This window comes from Pantoea sp. Z09 (assembly GCF_022394795.1).
GTDB classification, from domain to species: domain Bacteria; phylum Pseudomonadota; class Gammaproteobacteria; order Enterobacterales; family Enterobacteriaceae; genus Pantoea; species Pantoea latae.
Window position 1 is genome coordinate 337,179 of record NZ_CP092373.1, and the last position, 16,612, is coordinate 353,790.

30 protein-coding genes are annotated in these 16,612 nt (G+C 52.9%); 28 read left to right on the forward strand and 2 right to left on the reverse strand.

All coding sequences use genetic code 11. The features are described from left to right. The first annotated feature begins 17 nt into the window (after window positions 1–17). From rplB to MC269_RS01685, 28 genes are all read left to right on the forward strand, one after another. On the forward strand, window positions 18–839 hold the full coding sequence (gene rplB, locus MC269_RS01550; RefSeq protein WP_033752967.1) for a 50S ribosomal protein L2: 822 nt from the start codon (window positions 18–20) through the stop codon (window positions 837–839). 16 nt (window positions 840–855) lie between these two features. After that, window positions 856–1,134, forward strand: coding sequence for a 30S ribosomal protein S19 (gene rpsS / locus MC269_RS01555; RefSeq protein WP_001138115.1), 279 nt, complete (start codon window positions 856–858; stop codon window positions 1,132–1,134). Between the two features lie 13 nt (window positions 1,135–1,147). Next, window positions 1,148–1,480 (forward strand): 50S ribosomal protein L22, encoded by a 333-nt coding sequence (gene rplV, locus MC269_RS01560; RefSeq protein WP_002919773.1) that lies wholly within the window; start codon window positions 1,148–1,150, stop codon window positions 1,478–1,480. 17 nt (window positions 1,481–1,497) lie between these two features. Beyond that, window positions 1,498–2,196, forward strand: coding sequence for a 30S ribosomal protein S3 (gene rpsC / locus MC269_RS01565; RefSeq protein WP_009087585.1), 699 nt, complete (start codon window positions 1,498–1,500; stop codon window positions 2,194–2,196). Window positions 2,197–2,208: 12 nt separating this feature from the next. Beyond that, complete coding sequence (gene rplP, locus MC269_RS01570; RefSeq protein ID WP_002438716.1) at window positions 2,209–2,619, forward strand: 50S ribosomal protein L16; 411 nt, start codon at window positions 2,209–2,211, stop codon at window positions 2,617–2,619. Further along, the gene (gene rpmC, locus MC269_RS01575) at window positions 2,619–2,810 is read left to right on the forward strand and encodes a 50S ribosomal protein L29 (protein WP_025902044.1); all 192 of its coding nucleotides are present in this window, start codon (window positions 2,619–2,621) and stop codon (window positions 2,808–2,810) included. The genes rplP and rpmC overlap by 1 nt, the downstream gene beginning before the upstream one ends. Continuing rightward, on the forward strand, window positions 2,810–3,064 hold the full coding sequence (gene rpsQ / locus MC269_RS01580; RefSeq protein ID WP_081134621.1) for a 30S ribosomal protein S17: 255 nt from the start codon (window positions 2,810–2,812) through the stop codon (window positions 3,062–3,064). The genes rpmC and rpsQ overlap by 1 nt, the downstream gene beginning before the upstream one ends. 314 nt (window positions 3,065–3,378) lie before the next feature. Beyond that, window positions 3,379–4,731: an 8-oxoguanine deaminase gene (locus tag MC269_RS01585; protein ID WP_239953546.1), complete on the forward strand. Its 1,353-nt coding sequence runs from the start codon at window positions 3,379–3,381 to the stop codon at window positions 4,729–4,731. 251 nt (window positions 4,732–4,982) lie between these two features. Beyond that, the gene (rplN, locus tag MC269_RS01590; RefSeq protein ID WP_006120590.1) at window positions 4,983–5,354 is read left to right on the forward strand and encodes a 50S ribosomal protein L14; all 372 of its coding nucleotides are present in this window, start codon (window positions 4,983–4,985) and stop codon (window positions 5,352–5,354) included. Between the two features lie 10 nt (window positions 5,355–5,364). Continuing rightward, a complete protein-coding gene (rplX, locus tag MC269_RS01595) occupies window positions 5,365–5,679 on the forward strand; it encodes a 50S ribosomal protein L24 (RefSeq protein ID WP_003850150.1) in 315 nt (104 codons plus the stop codon). A 14-nt stretch (window positions 5,680–5,693) separates the two neighbouring features. Next, window positions 5,694–6,233 (forward strand): 50S ribosomal protein L5, encoded by a 540-nt coding sequence (gene rplE, locus MC269_RS01600; protein WP_081134617.1) that lies wholly within the window; start codon window positions 5,694–5,696, stop codon window positions 6,231–6,233. A gap of 14 nt (window positions 6,234–6,247) precedes the next feature. Continuing rightward, the gene (gene rpsN / locus MC269_RS01605) at window positions 6,248–6,553 is read left to right on the forward strand and encodes a 30S ribosomal protein S14 (RefSeq protein WP_033752945.1); all 306 of its coding nucleotides are present in this window, start codon (window positions 6,248–6,250) and stop codon (window positions 6,551–6,553) included. Between the two features lie 33 nt (window positions 6,554–6,586). Next, window positions 6,587–6,979, forward strand: a complete 393-nt coding sequence (rpsH, locus tag MC269_RS01610) for a 30S ribosomal protein S8 (protein WP_081134615.1) — start codon at window positions 6,587–6,589, stop codon at window positions 6,977–6,979. Between the two features lie 12 nt (window positions 6,980–6,991). Beyond that, window positions 6,992–7,525: a 50S ribosomal protein L6 gene (gene rplF, locus MC269_RS01615; RefSeq protein ID WP_033752942.1), complete on the forward strand. Its 534-nt coding sequence runs from the start codon at window positions 6,992–6,994 to the stop codon at window positions 7,523–7,525. 9 nt (window positions 7,526–7,534) lie between these two features. After that, window positions 7,535–7,888 carry a 50S ribosomal protein L18 gene (gene rplR / locus MC269_RS01620; RefSeq protein WP_033752941.1) on the forward strand — a complete coding sequence of 118 codons (354 nt, stop codon included), beginning with the start codon at window positions 7,535–7,537 and terminating at the stop codon, window positions 7,886–7,888. 14 nt (window positions 7,889–7,902) lie between these two features. Then, entirely contained in the window at window positions 7,903–8,403 is a 501-nt protein-coding gene (rpsE, locus tag MC269_RS01625) for a 30S ribosomal protein S5 (RefSeq protein ID WP_033792403.1), read from the forward strand. Between the two features lie 5 nt (window positions 8,404–8,408). Next, window positions 8,409–8,588 (forward strand): 50S ribosomal protein L30, encoded by a 180-nt coding sequence (gene rpmD / locus MC269_RS01630; RefSeq protein WP_021186404.1) that lies wholly within the window; start codon window positions 8,409–8,411, stop codon window positions 8,586–8,588. A gap of 3 nt (window positions 8,589–8,591) precedes the next feature. Continuing rightward, window positions 8,592–9,026, forward strand: a complete 435-nt coding sequence (gene rplO / locus MC269_RS01635) for a 50S ribosomal protein L15 (RefSeq protein ID WP_033752938.1) — start codon at window positions 8,592–8,594, stop codon at window positions 9,024–9,026. 7 nt (window positions 9,027–9,033) lie between these two features. Next, the gene (gene secY, locus MC269_RS01640; RefSeq protein ID WP_081134613.1) at window positions 9,034–10,365 is read left to right on the forward strand and encodes a preprotein translocase subunit SecY; all 1,332 of its coding nucleotides are present in this window, start codon (window positions 9,034–9,036) and stop codon (window positions 10,363–10,365) included. A gap of 32 nt (window positions 10,366–10,397) precedes the next feature. Next, window positions 10,398–10,514, forward strand: a complete 117-nt coding sequence (rpmJ, locus tag MC269_RS01645; RefSeq protein WP_071813610.1) for a 50S ribosomal protein L36 — start codon at window positions 10,398–10,400, stop codon at window positions 10,512–10,514. 146 nt (window positions 10,515–10,660) lie between these two features. Continuing rightward, on the forward strand, window positions 10,661–11,017 hold the full coding sequence (rpsM, locus tag MC269_RS01650) for a 30S ribosomal protein S13 (RefSeq protein ID WP_033752934.1): 357 nt from the start codon (window positions 10,661–10,663) through the stop codon (window positions 11,015–11,017). A 16-nt stretch (window positions 11,018–11,033) separates the two neighbouring features. Further along, window positions 11,034–11,423, forward strand: coding sequence for a 30S ribosomal protein S11 (rpsK, locus tag MC269_RS01655; protein ID WP_004160563.1), 390 nt, complete (start codon window positions 11,034–11,036; stop codon window positions 11,421–11,423). Between the two features lie 32 nt (window positions 11,424–11,455). Then, window positions 11,456–12,076, forward strand: coding sequence for a 30S ribosomal protein S4 (rpsD, locus tag MC269_RS01660; protein WP_081134611.1), 621 nt, complete (start codon window positions 11,456–11,458; stop codon window positions 12,074–12,076). A 25-nt stretch (window positions 12,077–12,101) separates the two neighbouring features. Next, the gene (rpoA, locus tag MC269_RS01665; protein WP_003850179.1) at window positions 12,102–13,091 is read left to right on the forward strand and encodes a DNA-directed RNA polymerase subunit alpha; all 990 of its coding nucleotides are present in this window, start codon (window positions 12,102–12,104) and stop codon (window positions 13,089–13,091) included. Window positions 13,092–13,131: 40 nt separating this feature from the next. Then, window positions 13,132–13,518: a 50S ribosomal protein L17 gene (rplQ, locus tag MC269_RS01670; RefSeq protein ID WP_081134609.1), complete on the forward strand. Its 387-nt coding sequence runs from the start codon at window positions 13,132–13,134 to the stop codon at window positions 13,516–13,518. Between the two features lie 99 nt (window positions 13,519–13,617). Next, window positions 13,618–13,989: a DUF1992 domain-containing protein gene (locus MC269_RS01675; protein ID WP_239953548.1), complete on the forward strand. Its 372-nt coding sequence runs from the start codon at window positions 13,618–13,620 to the stop codon at window positions 13,987–13,989. Beyond that, window positions 13,989–14,426 carry a Zn(2+)-responsive transcriptional regulator gene (gene zntR / locus MC269_RS01680; RefSeq protein ID WP_239953550.1) on the forward strand — a complete coding sequence of 146 codons (438 nt, stop codon included), beginning with the start codon at window positions 13,989–13,991 and terminating at the stop codon, window positions 14,424–14,426. The genes MC269_RS01675 and zntR overlap by 1 nt, the downstream gene beginning before the upstream one ends. Before the next feature lie 50 nt (window positions 14,427–14,476). Next, window positions 14,477–14,683 (forward strand): alternative ribosome-rescue factor A, encoded by a 207-nt coding sequence (locus tag MC269_RS01685; protein WP_081134603.1) that lies wholly within the window; start codon window positions 14,477–14,479, stop codon window positions 14,681–14,683. 25 nt (window positions 14,684–14,708) lie between these two features. On the opposite strand, the gene mscL is transcribed toward MC269_RS01685, so the two are convergent. Beyond that, a complete protein-coding gene (gene mscL / locus MC269_RS01690) occupies window positions 14,709–15,119 on the reverse strand; it encodes a large-conductance mechanosensitive channel protein MscL (RefSeq protein ID WP_239953552.1) in 411 nt (136 codons plus the stop codon). Between the two features lie 102 nt (window positions 15,120–15,221). Then, entirely contained in the window at window positions 15,222–16,598 is a 1,377-nt protein-coding gene (gene trkA / locus MC269_RS01695) for a Trk system potassium transporter TrkA (protein WP_081134599.1), read from the reverse strand. Window positions 16,599–16,612: the final 14 nt, after the last annotated feature.

Below are 16,612 nucleotides of genomic sequence, written 5' to 3' on the forward strand. Positions count from 1 at the left end.
GTCGGAGGAGAAAGACAATGGCAGTTGTTAAATGTAAACCGACATCTCCGGGTCGTCGCCACGTCGTTAAAGTGGTAAACCCTGAGCTGCACAAGGGCAAACCTTTTGCCCCGCTGATCGAAAAGAACAGCAAATCCGGTGGTCGTAACAACAATGGTCGTATCACTACCCGTCATATCGGTGGTGGTCACAAGCAGGCTTACCGTATTGTTGACTTCAAACGCAACAAAGATGGTATCCCGGCAGTTGTTGAGCGTCTTGAGTACGATCCGAACCGTTCTGCGAACATCGCACTGGTTCTGTACAAAGATGGCGAACGCCGTTATATCCTGGCCCCTAAAGGCCTGAAAGCCGGCGACCAGATTCAGTCTGGCGTTGATGCTGCGATCAAAGCAGGCAACACCCTGCCGATGCGTAACATCCCGGTGGGTTCTACCGTGCATAACGTAGAAATGAAGCCGGGCAAAGGCGGTCAGATCGCTCGCTCTGCTGGCGCTTACGTGCAGATCGTTGCGCGTGAAGGTTCCTACGTTACCCTGCGTCTGCGTTCAGGCGAAATGCGTAAAATCGAAGCTGATTGCCGCGCGACCCTGGGCGAAGTCGGCAACGCTGAGCACATGCTGCGCGTTCTGGGTAAAGCTGGTGCAACTCGCTGGCGTGGTGTTCGTCCGACCGTTCGCGGTACCGCGATGAACCCAGTCGATCACCCGCACGGTGGTGGTGAAGGTCGTAACTTTGGTAAGCACCCGGTCACTCCGTGGGGCGTGCAGACCAAAGGTAAGAAGACCCGTAGCAACAAGCGTACTGATAAATTTATCGTACGTCGCCGTAGCAAATAATTTTAGAGGATAAGCCATGCCACGTTCTCTCAAGAAAGGTCCTTTTATTGACCTGCACTTGCTGAAGAAGGTAGAGAAAGCGGTGGAAAGCGGAGACAAGAAGCCCCTGCGCACCTGGTCCCGTCGTTCAACGATCTTCCCTAACATGATCGGTTTGACCATCGCTGTCCATAATGGTCGTCAGCACGTTCCTGTCTTTGTTTCCGACGAAATGGTCGGCCACAAGCTGGGTGAATTTGCACCGACACGTACTTATCGCGGCCACGCTGCAGATAAGAAAGCCAAGAAGAAATAAGTAGGAGGAAGAGATGGAAACTTTAGCTCAACATCGCCATGCTCGTTCTTCTGCTCAGAAGGTTCGCCTGGTTGCTGACCTGATTCGCGGTAAGAAAGTGTCGCAGGCTCTGGATATTCTGACCTACACCAACAAGAAAGCTGCTGTACTGGTTAAGAAGGTCCTGGAATCTGCCATTGCTAACGCCGAACACAACGATGGCGCTGATATCGACGATCTGAAAGTCGCGAAAATTTTCGTAGACGAAGGCCCGAGCATGAAGCGCATTATGCCGCGTGCTAAAGGTCGTGCAGATCGCATCCTGAAGCGCACCAGCCACATTACTGTGGTTGTGTCCGATCGCTGAGACTCTGGAGACTAGCAATGGGTCAGAAAGTACATCCTAATGGTATTCGCCTGGGTATTGTAAAACCATGGAACTCTACCTGGTTTGCGAACACCAAAGAATTCGCTGACAACCTGGACAGCGATTTTAAAGTTCGTCAGTTCCTGACAAAAGAACTGGCTAAAGCGTCTGTATCCCGCATCGTTATCGAGCGTCCGGCGAAGAGCATCCGTGTGACCATTCACACCGCTCGCCCGGGTATCGTTATCGGTAAAAAGGGTGAAGACGTAGAAAAACTGCGCACGGTCGTCGCGAACATCGCGGGCGTCCCTGCACAGATCAATATCGCCGAAGTCCGTAAGCCGGAACTGGACGCGAAACTGGTTGCTGACAGCATCACTTCACAGCTGGAGCGTCGCGTGATGTTCCGTCGTGCGATGAAGCGTGCTGTTCAGAACGCCATGCGTCTGGGCGCGAAAGGTATCAAAGTTGAAGTTAGCGGCCGTCTGGGCGGCGCGGAAATCGCACGTACCGAATGGTACCGCGAAGGTCGCGTACCGCTGCACACTCTGCGTGCTGACATTGACTACAACACCTCTGAAGCGCACACCACTTATGGTGTAATCGGCGTTAAGGTATGGATCTTCAAAGGCGAGATCCTGGGTGGTATGGCTGCTGTTGAACAACCGGAACCGGCTGCTCAACCTAAAAAGCAGCAGCGTAAAGGCCGTAAGTAAGGAGAGTCGCTGATGTTACAACCAAAGCGTACAAAATTCCGTAAAGTGCACAAAGGCCGCAACCGCGGTCTGGCGCAGGGTACGGATGTTAGCTTCGGTACTTTCGGTCTGAAAGCTGTTGGCCGTGGTCGTCTGACTGCTCGTCAGATCGAAGCAGCACGTCGTGCTATGACCCGTGCAGTTAAGCGTCAAGGTAAGATCTGGATCCGTGTATTCCCGGACAAACCGATCACCGAGAAGCCGCTGGAAGTGCGTATGGGTAAAGGTAAGGGTAACGTGGAGTATTGGGTTGCCCTGATTCAGCCTGGTAAAGTCCTGTATGAAATGGACGGCGTACCAGAAGAGCTGGCCCGTGAAGCCTTCAAGCTGGCAGCAGCAAAACTGCCTATCAAAACCACCTTTGTTACTAAGACGGTGATGTAATGAAAGCAACAGAGCTGCGTGAAAAAAGCGTTGAAGAGCTGAACACTGAGCTGCTTAATCTGCTGCGTGAGCAATTTAACCTGCGCATGCAGGCAGCATCTGGCCAACTGCAGCAGACTCATCTGCTGAAACAGGTTCGCCGTGATGTTGCACGCGTTAAGACTTTACTGACTGAGAAGGCGGGTGCGTAATGACCGATAAAATCCGTACTCTGCAAGGTCGTGTTGTTAGTGACAAAATGCAGAAATCTGCTGTTGTCGCTATCGAGCGTTTCGTGAAACACCCGATCTACGGTAAATTCATTAAGCGTACGACTAAGCTGCACATCCATGACGAGAACAACGAATGCGGTATTGGTGACGTGGTTGAAATCCGCGAAACCCGTCCGCTGTCCAAGACTAAATCCTGGACTCTGGTTCGCGTTGTAGAGAAAGCGGTTCTGTAATAAGAACGGTTTTTTCTGGAGAAACCCTCTGCTTCGGCAGGGGGTTTTTTTTTGCCTGTAATCTGCCCTTGTTTACGACATTGGTCAAAATATCACCGGCTGACCTGTTGATAATGATTGAGCTTATGTGGCGGCAGCGATGCCGTATCTGTTTATCATGAACAAGGATGAGTCGTGTGAAAAAGGAAACCCCAGACCGCATACGTCGCTCTCTGCTGACCGTGCCACTACTGGCAGCGATCCCTTCTGTTAGCATGGCGAAAAAAGAGACGATACTATCGACCCCTCACTCATTGCAGCAAAAGGGTCAGGAGATGCAACGGACACTGTTATTGAAGAACGCTGAAGTCGTGGTCTGTATGGATGATGCGCGTCAGGAGATCCGCAACGGCAGTATCTATATCAAAGGAGAGAGGATTGAAGGGGTTGGCGCGGCTGAAGCACTGCCGCAGCATGCTGATGAGATCATCGATCTAAAAGGGCACATCGTCGTACCGGGATTGATCAATACGCATCACCATATGTATCAGAGCCTCACGCGCGTGGTGCCTTCCGTACAGAACGGCGAGCTGTTTAACTGGCTGACCCACCTTTATCCCATCTGGCAGAAGCTGACGCCAGAGATGATCCATGTCTCGACGCAAACGGCGATGGCCGAGCTGATGCTCTCCGGCTGCACCACCAGCAGCGATCATCTCTATGTCTACCCCAACGGCTGCCGGCTCGACGACAGTATCGACGCGGCGGCGGAAATGGGCATGCGCTTTCACGCCAGCCGCGGCAGCATGAGCGTGGGGCAGAAGCAGGGCGGGCTGCCGCCGGACAGCCTGGTGGAGAAAGAGGCCGACATCCTGGAAGATACGCAGCGGGTGATTGAGCGCTACCATGACAGCGGTCGTGGCGCCATGCTGCGTATCGTGGTGGCGCCCTGTTCGCCCTTTTCCGTCAGCCGCGAGCTAATGAAAACGTCCGCCGCGCTGGCGCGTCACTACGGCGTTTCGCTGCACACCCATCTGGCGGAGAACGAGAGTGACATCCGCTACAGCCGCGAGAAGTTCAATATGACGCCAGCGCAGTATGTCGAGGACCTCGGCTGGGTAGGGCATGACGTCTGGCATGCGCACTGCGTGAAGCTTGACGATCACGGCATCGAATTGTTTGCGCGCACTGGCACCGGCGTGGCGCACTGTCCCTGCTCTAATATGCGGCTCGCCTCCGGCATCGCGCCGGTGCGGCAGATGTGCGATGCAGGCGTCAACGTCGGGCTGGGCGTTGACGGCTCCGCCTCCAACGACAGCGGCGATATGATCGGCGAGGTGCGCCAGGCGATGCTGCTGCAGCGGGTCGGCTTTGGCCCCGACGCGATGAGCGCACGTCAGGCGCTGGAGCTGGCGACGCGCGGCGGCGCGAAGGTGCTGAACCGCGATGATATCGGCGCCATCGCCCCAGGCATGCAGGCCGATCTGGCGATATTCGATCTCAACCGTCTGGGGCTGGCCGGGGCAGGGCACGATCCGGTCGCGGCGCTGGTCTTCTGCAATCCAGGGCCGGTGGCCTACAGCGTCATTAATGGAAAAGTCGTGGTGCGCCAGGGGGAATTAACGGTCATCGACCTGCCGAAAGTGCTCTACCGACACAATCAGCTGGCCGCGCAGCTGATGAAGTAAAGCCCCCAATCAGAAGCGGAATGGCGAGTGTCGAAAAATAAGGCAGATTACATTTGCTACTGCTGAGACTATTCCCTAGAATACGCGCTCCCTGTTATCAGGGAAAATAAGCGGCTCCATTGCTGAGCCGTTCATTTTTTCTACCCATCTGTGAGAACCGGTGTTATAATGCCGCGCCCTCAAATATGGGGCTTTCTAACGACCTGAAGTCTGGGTCCCGAAGTAGTAGTTGACATTAGCGGAGCACTAAAATGATCCAAGAACAGACTATGCTGAACGTCGCCGACAACTCCGGTGCACGTCGCGTAATGTGTATCAAGGTTCTGGGTGGCTCGCACCGTCGCTACGCAGGCGTCGGCGACATCATCAAAGTTACCATCAAGGAAGCAATTCCGCGTGGTAAGGTGAAAAAAGGTGATGTCCTGAAGGCGGTAGTGGTGCGCACCAGGAAGGGTGTTCGTCGCCCGGACGGTTCTGTCATTCGCTTCGATGGTAACGCATGCGTTATTTTGAACAATAACAGCGAGCAGCCAATCGGAACACGTATTTTTGGGCCGGTAACTCGTGAACTTCGTACTGAAAAGTTCATGAAAATTATCTCTCTGGCACCAGAAGTACTCTAAGGAGCGAACAATGGCAGCGAAAATCCGTCGTAACGACGAAGTTATCGTGCTGACCGGCAAAGATAAAGGTAAGCGCGGTAAAGTTAAGAATGTCCTGTCTTCTGGCAAGGTCATCGTTGAAGGTATCAACCTGGTTAAGAAACACCAGAAGCCGGTTCCGGCTCTGAACCAGCCAGGTGGCATCGTTGAAAAAGAAGCCGCTATTCAGGTTTCCAACGTTGCACTCTTCAATGCGGCAACCGGCAAGGCTGACCGTGTAGGCTTTAGATTCGAAGACGGCAAAAAAGTCCGTTTCTTCAAGTCTAACAGCGAAACTATCAAGTAATTTGGAGTAGTACGATGGCGAAACTGCATGATTACTACAAAGACGAAGTAGTCCAGAAACTCATGACAGAGTTTGGCTACACTTCTGTCATGCAAGTCCCTCGGGTCGAGAAGATCACCCTGAACATGGGTGTTGGTGAAGCGATCGCTGACAAGAAACTGCTGGATAACGCAGCAGCAGACCTGGCAGCCATCTCCGGTCAAAAACCGCTGGTCACCAAAGCACGCAAATCAGTTGCAGGCTTCAAAATCCGTCAGGGCTATCCGATCGGCTGTAAAGTAACTCTGCGCGGCGAGCGCATGTGGGAGTTCTTTGAGCGTCTGATCACCATTGCTGTACCGCGTATCCGCGACTTCCGTGGTTTGTCCGCGAAGTCATTCGACGGTCGTGGCAACTACAGCATGGGCGTTCGTGAGCAGATCATCTTCCCAGAAATCGACTACGACAAAGTCGATCGCGTTCGTGGTTTGGATATCACCATTACCACTACTGCGAAATCTGATGATGAAGGCCGTGCTCTGCTGACTGCCTTTGACTTCCCGTTCCGCAAGTAAGGTAGGGTTACTTAATGGCTAAGCAATCAATGAAAGCACGCGAAGTTAAGCGTGTGAAATTAGCAGACAAATTCTTCGCAAAACGCGCTGAACTGAAAGCGATCATTTCTGATGTGAACGCAACCGACGAAGATCGTTGGAACGCTGTTCTCAAGCTGCAGACTCTGCCGCGTGATTCCAGCCCGTCTCGTCAGCGTAACCGCTGCCGTCAAACAGGTCGTCCGCACGGTTTCCTGCGGAAGTTCGGGTTGAGCCGTATCAAGGTCCGTGAAGCCGCTATGCGCGGTGAAATCCCGGGTCTGAAAAAGGCTAGCTGGTAATTGTCACCAATTGAATCACGGGAGTAAAGACAGATGAGCATGCAAGATCCGATCGCGGATATGCTGACCCGTATCCGTAACGGTCAGGCCGCGAACAAAGCTGCGGTCACCATGCCTTCCTCCAAGCTGAAAGTGGCAATTGCCAACGTGCTGAAGGAAGAAGGTTATATTGAAGATTTCAAAATCGAAGGCGACACCAAGCCGGAACTGGAACTGACTCTTAAGTATTTCCAGGGTAAAGCTGTTGTAGAAAGCATTCAGCGTGTTAGCCGCCCAGGTCTGCGCATCTATAAGAAAAAAGATGAGCTGCCGAAAGTTATGGCGGGTTTAGGTATTGCTGTTATTTCTACCTCTAAAGGTGTCATGACTGATCGTGCAGCGCGCCAGGCTGGTCTTGGCGGCGAAATTATCTGCTACGTAGCGTAATCGGAGGAAACTATGTCTCGTGTTGCTAAAGCACCTGTCGTTGTTCCTGCCGGCGTAGAGGTAAAACTCGACGGTCAGGTAATTTCGATTAAAGGTAAAAACGGCGAGCTGACTCGTACTATCAATAATGCCGTAGAAGTTAAACATGCTGATAATGCACTGACCTTCGCTCCGCGCGACGGTTTTGCAAACGGCTGGGCGCAAGCGGGTACCGCTCGTGCACTGCTGAACGGCATGGTTATCGGTGTTACCGAAGGCTTCACTAAGAAGCTGCAGCTGGTTGGTGTTGGTTATCGTGCGGCCGTTAAAGGCAACGTGGTTAACCTGTCACTGGGTTTCTCTCACCCGGTTGATCATCAGCTGCCCGCGGGTATCTCTGCAGAATGTCCGACTCAGACTGAAATCGTGCTGAAAGGCGCTGATAAACAACTGATCGGCCAGGTTGCAGCTGACTTGCGCGCCTACCGTCGTCCTGAGCCGTATAAAGGCAAGGGTGTCCGTTACGCCGACGAAGTCGTGCGTATCAAAGAGGCTAAGAAGAAGTAAGGTAACACTATGGATAAGAAATCTGCTCGTATCCGTCGTGCGACCCGTGCACGTCGCAAGCTCAAAGAGCTGGGTGCTACTCGCCTGGTGGTACATCGTACCCCGCGTCACATTTACGCACAGGTAATCGCCCCGAACGGTTCCGAAGTTCTGGTTGCTGCTTCTACTGTAGAAAAAGCTATCTCTGAACAACTGAAGTACACCGGCAACAAAGATGCAGCTGCCGCAGTAGGTAAAGCTATTGCTGAGCGCGCTATCGAAAAAGGCATCAAAGATGTTTCTTTCGACCGTTCCGGTTTCCAATATCATGGTCGTGTCCAGGCACTGGCAGATGCTGCTCGTGAAGCTGGCCTTCAGTTCTAAGGTAGAGGTCTAGGATGTCACACATCGAGAAACAAGCTGGCGAACTGCAGGAAAAACTGATCGCGGTAAACCGTGTTTCTAAAACTGTGAAAGGTGGTCGTATCTTTTCCTTCACCGCACTGACTGTAGTGGGTGATGGTAACGGCCGCGTTGGTTTTGGTTACGGTAAAGCGCGCGAAGTTCCGGCAGCGATCCAGAAAGCGATGGAGAAAGCCCGTCGCAACATGATTAATGTCGCGCTGACCAACGGCACCCTGCAGCACCCGGTTAAAGGTGCGCACACGGGTTCCCGCGTGTTCATGCAGCCGGCTTCTGAAGGTACCGGTATCATCGCCGGCGGTGCAATGCGCGCCGTTCTGGAAGTCGCTGGAGTTCATAACGTTCTGGCTAAAGCCTATGGTTCCACCAACCCGATTAACGTGGTTCGTGCAACTATCGACGGCCTGGAAAATATGAATTCTCCAGAAATGGTCGCTGCCAAGCGTGGTAAATCCGTTGAAGAAATTCTGGGGTAATCACGATGGCTAAGACTATTAAAATCACTCAAACCCGTAGCTCAATCGGCCGCCTGCCTAAGCATAAAGCCACTCTGGTTGGTCTGGGTCTGCGTCGCATTGGCCACACTGTTGAGCGTGAAGACACGCCGGCAGTACGCGGTATGGTCAACGCGATTTCTTACATGCTGAAAGTAGAGGAGTAACAGATGCGTTTAAATACTCTGTCTCCGGCCGAAGGCTCCAAGCACGCCTCTAAGCGTCTGGGTCGTGGTATCGGTTCTGGCCTCGGCAAAACCGGTGGTCGTGGTCACAAAGGTCAGAACTCTCGTTCTGGCGGTGGCGTACGTCGCGGGTTCGAGGGTGGTCAGATGCCTCTGTACCGTCGTCTGCCGAAATTCGGCTTCACCTCGCGTAAATCATTCGTGACTGCAGAAGTGCGTCTGTCTGATCTGGCGAAAGTGGAAGGCGGTATCGTTGACCTGAGCACGCTGAAAGCAGCCAACATTATCGGTGTTCAGATTGAATTCGCGAAAGTGATTCTGTCTGGTGAAGTTTCTGCACCGGTAACGGTTCGCGGTCTGCGTGTCACCAAAGGTGCTCGTGCTGCAATCGAAGCTGCTGGCGGTAAAATCGAGGAATAAGTAGCAGATGGCTAAACAACCGGGATTAGATTTTCAAAGTGCCAAAGGCGGATTTGGTGAACTGAAACGCAGACTGCTGTTTGTAATCGGTGCACTGATTGTCTTCCGAGTTGGCTCTTTTATTCCGATCCCTGGTATTGATGCCGCTGTACTTGCCAAACTGCTTGAGCAACAGCGTGGCACCATCATTGAAATGTTCAACATGTTCTCTGGTGGTGCTCTCAGCCGTGCCTCAATCTTCGCGCTGGGTATTATGCCGTATATTTCGGCCTCTATTATTATCCAGCTGCTGACGGTGGTTCATCCAGCGTTGGCGGAGATTAAGAAGGAAGGGGAGGCTGGCCGTCGTAAGATTAGCCAGTATACCCGCTACGGTACGTTGGTATTGGCCATATTCCAGTCGATCGGTATTGCTACCGGTCTACCGAATATGCCTGGAATGCAGGGCCTGGTGTTAAATCCAGGCTTTGCCTTCTACTTTACCGCTGTTGTCAGTCTGGTCACTGGGACAATGTTCCTGATGTGGCTGGGCGAACAGATTACTGAACGAGGTATCGGCAACGGTATTTCGATCATTATCTTCGCGGGTATTGTTGCGGGACTTCCGCCGGCCATTGGCCATACCATCGAGCAAGCGCGGCAAGGTGACCTGCACTTCCTCCTGTTGCTGTTGGTTGCAGTTCTCGTATTTGCAGTGACCTTCTTCGTTGTTTTCGTTGAGCGTGGTCAGCGCCGCATTGTGGTGAACTATGCGAAACGTCAGCAAGGTCGTCGTGTATACGCTGCACAGAGCACACATTTACCGTTGAAAGTGAACATGGCGGGCGTAATCCCGGCTATTTTTGCTTCCAGCATTATTCTGTTCCCCGCGACGATAGCATCCTGGTTCGGGGGCGGTACCGGTTGGAACTGGCTGACAACAATTTCGCTGTATTTGCAGCCAGGACAGCCGCTATATGTGCTACTCTATGCGACTGCAATCATCTTCTTCTGCTTTTTCTACACGGCGTTGGTTTTCAACCCGCGTGAAACCGCAGATAACCTGAAGAAGTCTGGTGCATTCGTACCGGGGATTCGTCCGGGAGAGCAAACGGCGAAGTATATCGATAAAGTAATGACGCGTTTGACCTTAATCGGCGCACTCTACATTACTTTTATTTGCCTGATCCCGGAGTTCATGCGTGATGCGATGAAGGTTCCCTTCTACTTTGGCGGTACGTCACTGCTCATCGTAGTGGTCGTCATCATGGACTTTATGGCTCAAGTGCAAACTCTGATGATGTCTAGTCAGTACGAGTCTGCATTGAAGAAAGCAAACCTGAAAGGCTACGGCCGTTAATTCAGGCGCTTGAGAAGTTACGGAGAGTAAAAATGAAAGTTCGTGCTTCCGTCAAGAAATTATGTCGTAACTGCAAAATCATCCGTCGCGACGGCGTCGTGCGTGTGATCTGCAGCTCCGAGCCTAAGCATAAACAGCGCCAGGGCTGATTTTTTCACATATTTTTCTTGCAAAGTCGGGTTGAGCTGGCTAGATTAGCCAGCCAATCTTTTGTATGTCAATGCGTTTCCATTTGAGTATCCTGAAAACGGGCTTTTCAGCATGGGGCGCATTTATTTAATTATAGGAGTGCATAGTGGCCCGTATAGCAGGCATTAACATTCCTGATCATAAACACACCGTTATCGCATTAACTTCGATTTTCGGTATCGGCAAGACCCGTTCTAAAGCCATTTGCGCTGCAACGGGTATCGCTGAAGATGTTAAGATCAGTGAGCTGTCTGAAGAACAAATTGATCAGCTGCGTGATGCGGTTGGTAAATTCGTTGTTGAAGGTGATCTGCGCCGTGAAATCACCCTGAGCATCAAGCGTCTGATGGACCTTGGTTGCTACCGTGGTTTGCGCCATCGTCGTGGTCTGCCAGTACGCGGTCAGCGTACTAAGACCAATGCACGTACCCGTAAGGGTCCGCGCAAACCGATCAAGAAATAATCGGGGTGAGTAAATAATGGCAAAGGCACCAGTTCGTGCACGTAAGCGTGTAAGAAAGCAAGTCTCAGATGGCGTGGCTCATGTCCATGCTTCTTTTAACAACACCATCGTTACCATTACTGATCGTCAGGGTAACGCGCTGGGTTGGGCAACCGCCGGTGGTTCCGGTTTCCGCGGTTCACGTAAATCTACGCCGTTTGCTGCTCAGGTCGCTGCAGAGCGCTGTGCAGAAGCCGTTAAAGATTACGGTATTAAGAACCTGGAAGTTATGGTTAAGGGTCCGGGTCCGGGTCGCGAATCAACAATTCGTGCTCTGAACGCCGCAGGTTTCCGCATCACGAACATTACTGATGTGACTCCGATCCCTCACAACGGTTGTCGTCCGCCGAAAAAACGTCGCGTATAACGCCACGTTTTTAGGATAGTTGGAGAAAGAAAATGGCAAGATATTTGGGTCCTAAGCTCAAGCTGAGCCGTCGTGAGGGCACAGACCTTTTCCTGAAGTCTGGCGTTCGCGCGATTGATTCCAAGTGTAAAATTGAACAAGCCCCTGGCCAGCATGGTGCGCGTAAACCGCGTCTGTCTGACTACGGCGGCCAGTTGCGTGAAAAACAAAAAGTTCGTCGTATCTACGGCGTGCTGGAACGTCAGTTCCGCAACTACTATAAAGAAGCAGCACGTCTGAAAGGCAACACCGGTGAAAACCTGTTAGCTCTGCTGGAAGGTCGTCTGGATAACGTAGTTTACCGTATGGGCTTTGGCGCTACTCGTGCAGAATCACGTCAGCTGGTCAGCCACAAGTCTGTAATGGTTAACGGCCGCGTTGTTAACATCGCTTCTTATCAGGTATCTCCGAATGATGTCGTCAGCATCCGTGAGAAAGCCAAAAAGCAATCTCGCGTGAAGGCCGCTCTGGAGCTGGCTGAGCAGCGTGAAAAGCCAACCTGGCTGGAAGTTGATGCGACTAAGATGGAAGGTGTGTTCAAGCGTATTCCTGAGCGTACCGATCTGTCTGCGGACATTAACGAACACCTGATCGTCGAGCTTTACTCCAAGTAAAGCTTAGTACCAAAGAGAGGACACAATGCAGGGTTCTGTGACAGAGTTTCTAAAACCGCGCCTGGTAGATATCGAGCAAGTGAGTTCGACGCACGCCAAGGTGACCCTTGAGCCTTTAGAGCGTGGCTTTGGCCATACTCTTGGTAACGCACTGCGCCGTATTCTGCTTTCTTCCATGCCGGGTTGCGCGGTGACCGAGGTTGAAATTGATGGTGTACTGCATGAGTACAGCACCAAAGAGGGCGTACAGGAAGATATCCTGGAAATCCTGCTCAACCTGAAAGGGCTGGCGGTAAGAGTTCAGGGTAAAGATGAAGTTATTCTGACCCTGAATAAATCTGGCATTGGCCCTGTGACTGCAGCCGACATCACCCATGATGGTGATGTCGAAATCGTCAAGCCGCAGCACGTGATCTGTCACCTGACCGATGAGAACGCCGCTATCAGCATGCGTATCAAAGTTCAGCGTGGTCGTGGTTATGTGCCGGCTTCTGCCCGAATTCATTCGGAAGAAGATGAGCGCCCAATCGGCCGCCTGCTGGTCGACGCTTGCTACAGCCCTGTAGACCGTATCGCCTACAATGTTGAAGCAGCGCGTGTAGAACAGCGCACCGACCTGGACAAGCTGGTCATCGAAATGGAAACCAACGGCACAATCGATCCTGAAGAGGCGATTCGTCGTGCGGCGACCATCCTGGCAGAACAACTGGAAGCTTTCGTTGACTTACGTGATGTACGTCAGCCGGAAGTGAAAGAAGAGAAACCAGAATTCGATCCGATCCTGCTGCGCCCTGTTGACGATCTGGAATTGACTGTCCGCTCTGCTAACTGCCTTAAGGCAGAAGCTATCCACTACATCGGTGATCTGGTACAGCGTACCGAGGTTGAGCTGCTCAAAACGCCTAACCTGGGTAAAAAATCTCTTACTGAGATTAAAGACGTGCTCGCCTCACGTGGTCTTTCTCTGGGCATGCGCCTCGAGAACTGGCCGCCGGCAAGCATCGCTGATGAATAACCGGATCGCAGGTTAAGGTTTCACTGAGAAGGATAAGGTCATGCGCCATCGTAAGAGTGGTCGTCAACTGAACCGCAACAGCAGCCATCGTCAGGCTATGTTCCGCAACATGGCCGGTTCTCTGGTTCGTCACGAGATCATCAAAACGACTCTGCCGAAAGCCAAAGAGCTGCGCCGCGTAGTTGAGCCGCTGATTACTCTTGCCAAGACCGACAGCGTAGCTAATCGTCGTCTGGCATTCGCCCGCACTCGTGATAACGAGATCGTGGCAAAACTGTTTAACGAGCTGGGCCCGCGTTTCGCGAGCCGTGCCGGTGGTTACACTCGCATTCTGAAGTGTGGCTTCCGTGCTGGTGACAACGCTCCGATGGCTTACATCGAGCTGGTTGATCGTCCAGAAGCTCCAGCAGAAGCTGCCGCAGAGTAATCTGCAGCATCGTAAAAAACCCGCTTCGGCGGGTTTTTTATTGCCTGAAATTTACCCCGTCCGTTAAGCTCAAAATTCTGGCTTAATCAGGAGGCGTTTATGTGGTTACTCGACCAGCTGGCTGAACAGCATATCCGTGCGGCGCAGGAAAAGGGCGAACTCAGCAATCTGCCCGGTGAAGGCGTGCCGCTGGAGCTGGATGACGACAGCCATGTCCCGGCTGAATTACGCAGCGGTTACCGGCTGCTAAAAAATGCCGGCTTTCTGCCGCCGGAACTGGAAATGCGGCGCGAGGCGCTGGAAATCAGCGATCTGCTGCGCAATCTCGATCCTGAGGATCATCGCTACCGCGAGCAGAGTAAGCGTCTGCTGGTACTGGAGCTACAGCTGCGCCAGGCGGGCATGAGCACGGTGTTTTTGCAGGGCTCCTATGGCGAGGCGATCCGCGAACGGCTGCTGAAGGAGGAATAATGTATCGCATCGGCCAACTGGCGACGCTGGCGAACGTGAGCGTCGACACCATTCGTTTTTACGAAAAGAAGCAGATGATGGCGCATGAAATCCGCACCGAAGGCGGTTTTCGCCTGTATAGCGACAGCGATCTTCAGCGTTTGAAGTTTATTCGCTTTGGCCGCCAGCTTGGATTTGGCCTCGATTCTATCCGCGATCTGCTGTCGATCCGCGTCGATCCCGCGCATCATACCTGCGAAGAGTCGAAGGCGATTGTCGAGGCGCGCCTGAGTGAAGTGAACAGGATGATCGGCGAGCTGCAGAACGTGCAGCGCTCGCTACAGCGTTTATCCGACGCCTGCTGCGGCGAGGCGCACACCAGCCATTGCTGTTCGATACTGGAAGCGCTTGAACAGGGCACCGAGCCGCAACCCGAATATTCGCATCGGCGAGATTGAATTTTGCCGCAGAGGGAATATATTTATCCGGTCACAACCAGGAGAACACGATGAGTAAATATCAGCATACCAAAGGCGAGATCCGCGATAACGCGATTCAGGCGCTGCTGCATGACCCGCTGTTCCGCCAGCGCATCGAGCAGAAGCAAAAAGGCAAAGGCAGCTTCCGGCGTAAAGAGAAACATGCGAAGAAAGGCGGTTGGGAGGCCAGTGATAAGAAAGACGCTTATCACTGGCCTTCTTCTTTCTGGGCATAAAAAAGCCGCCTCGCGGCGGCTATATTCAGATTTTGCCGTTCTGCTGCTTCAGCAAATCACGAATCTCGGTCAGCAGTACCTCTTCGTTAGAAGGCTTCGCGGCCGGTTTTTCCACTTCTTTTTTCTTGTGCAGTTTATTCATCAGCTTGATGGCGATGAAGATAGCGAACGCCACAATCACAAAGTCGAAAACGGTCTGGATAAATACGCCGTACTCCATCACCACCGGCGGCGTCGCGCCTTCGGCTGGCTTCAGTATCCATTTGAACTGCTTGAAGTCGACGCCGCCGATCAGCAGTCCCAGCGGCGGCATAATAATGTTCGCCACCAGTGAAGAGACGATTTTGCCAAACGCAGCGCCGATGATCACACCTACCGCGAGATCGACGACGTTACCGCGCATTGCAAAATCACGAAACTCTTTGAAAAAACTCATACTTATCTCCTTGCCCATGCCAATGGCTAAAGTCTAACAAACCTTTCGGCAATTGCCATCTAAGCGGCACCATTTGTCGGAATAGTCCTGCCAACGCTGCGCTTAGAGGAAGAAAGGGCTTGGCTGGAACAGGCGTTCAACGTCCGGCACAAACTTTTTGTCGGTCAGGAACATAATGACGTGATCCCCTTGCTCAATACGCAAGTTGTCTTTGGCGATCATGACATCTTCGCCGCGCACCACCGCGCCGATAAGCGTACCGGGCGGCAGTTTGATGTCGTTGATCATGCGACCCACCACGCGCGAGGTGGTTTCATCGCCGTGGGCGATCGCTTCAATCGCTTCGGCAATGCCGCGTCGCAATGATGACACGCCCACAATATCCGCTTTACGCACGTGACCCAGCAGCGCGGAGATCGTCGCCTGCTGCGGCGAGATCGCGATATCAATCACGCTGCCCTGAACCAGATCGACATAGGCGCGACGCTGGATCAGCACCATGACTTTCTTCGCACCCATTTTTTTCGCCAGCATCGCCGACATGATGTTCGCTTCATCATCGTTGGTGACCGCAATAAACAGATCCACCTGATCGATATGCTCTTCCGCCAGCAACTCTTGATCCGAAGCGTCGCCATAGAAAACGATGGTGTCATGCAGACGTTCCGCCAGCTCAGCGGCGCGTCGCGCGTCGCGCTCGATCAGCTTCACGCTGTAATTCTTTTCCAGCCGCTGCGCCAGCCCGAAGCCGATGTTGCCGCCGCCCACCAGCATGATGCGTTTATATGGTCTCTCCAGGCGCTGCATTTCGCTCATAACCGCGCGGATATTCTGGCTGGCCGCGATAAAGAAGACCTCGTCGCCTGCTTCCACAATGGTGGAGCCTTGCGGACGAATAGGGCGATCCTGGCGGAAGATTGCCGCCACGCGCGTGTCGATATGCGGCATATGCTCGCGCAAAATTGAGAGCGGATTCCCCACCAGCGGGCCGCCATAATAGGCTTTCACCACGGCAAGGCTGACCAGGCCCTCTGCGAAGTTCACCACCTGCAGCGCGCCGGGATACTGGATCAGGCGATAGATATTTTCGATCACCAGCTGTTCCGGCGAAATGAGATGGTCAATTGGCACCGCTTCGGGAATAAAAAGTTTTTCCGCGTCGCGCAGATAATCCGCCGCGCGAATACGTGCGATGCGGTTAGGCGTGTTGAAAAGCGAATAGGCTATCTGGCACGCCACCATATTGGTCTCGTCCGAACTGGTGACCGCCACCAACATGTCGGCATCTTCCGCGCCAGCTTCGCGCAAAATACGCGGATGCGACCCGTGACCCTGAACGACACGCAAATCAAATTTATCCTGCAGCTGCCGCAAACGGTCAGCATCGGTATCCACTACCGTAATGTCATTGTTTTCGCCGACCAGATTTTCCGCCAGCGTGCCGCCGACCTGGCCGGCGCCCAGAATAATAATTTTCATCGCGTGTCGTGCTC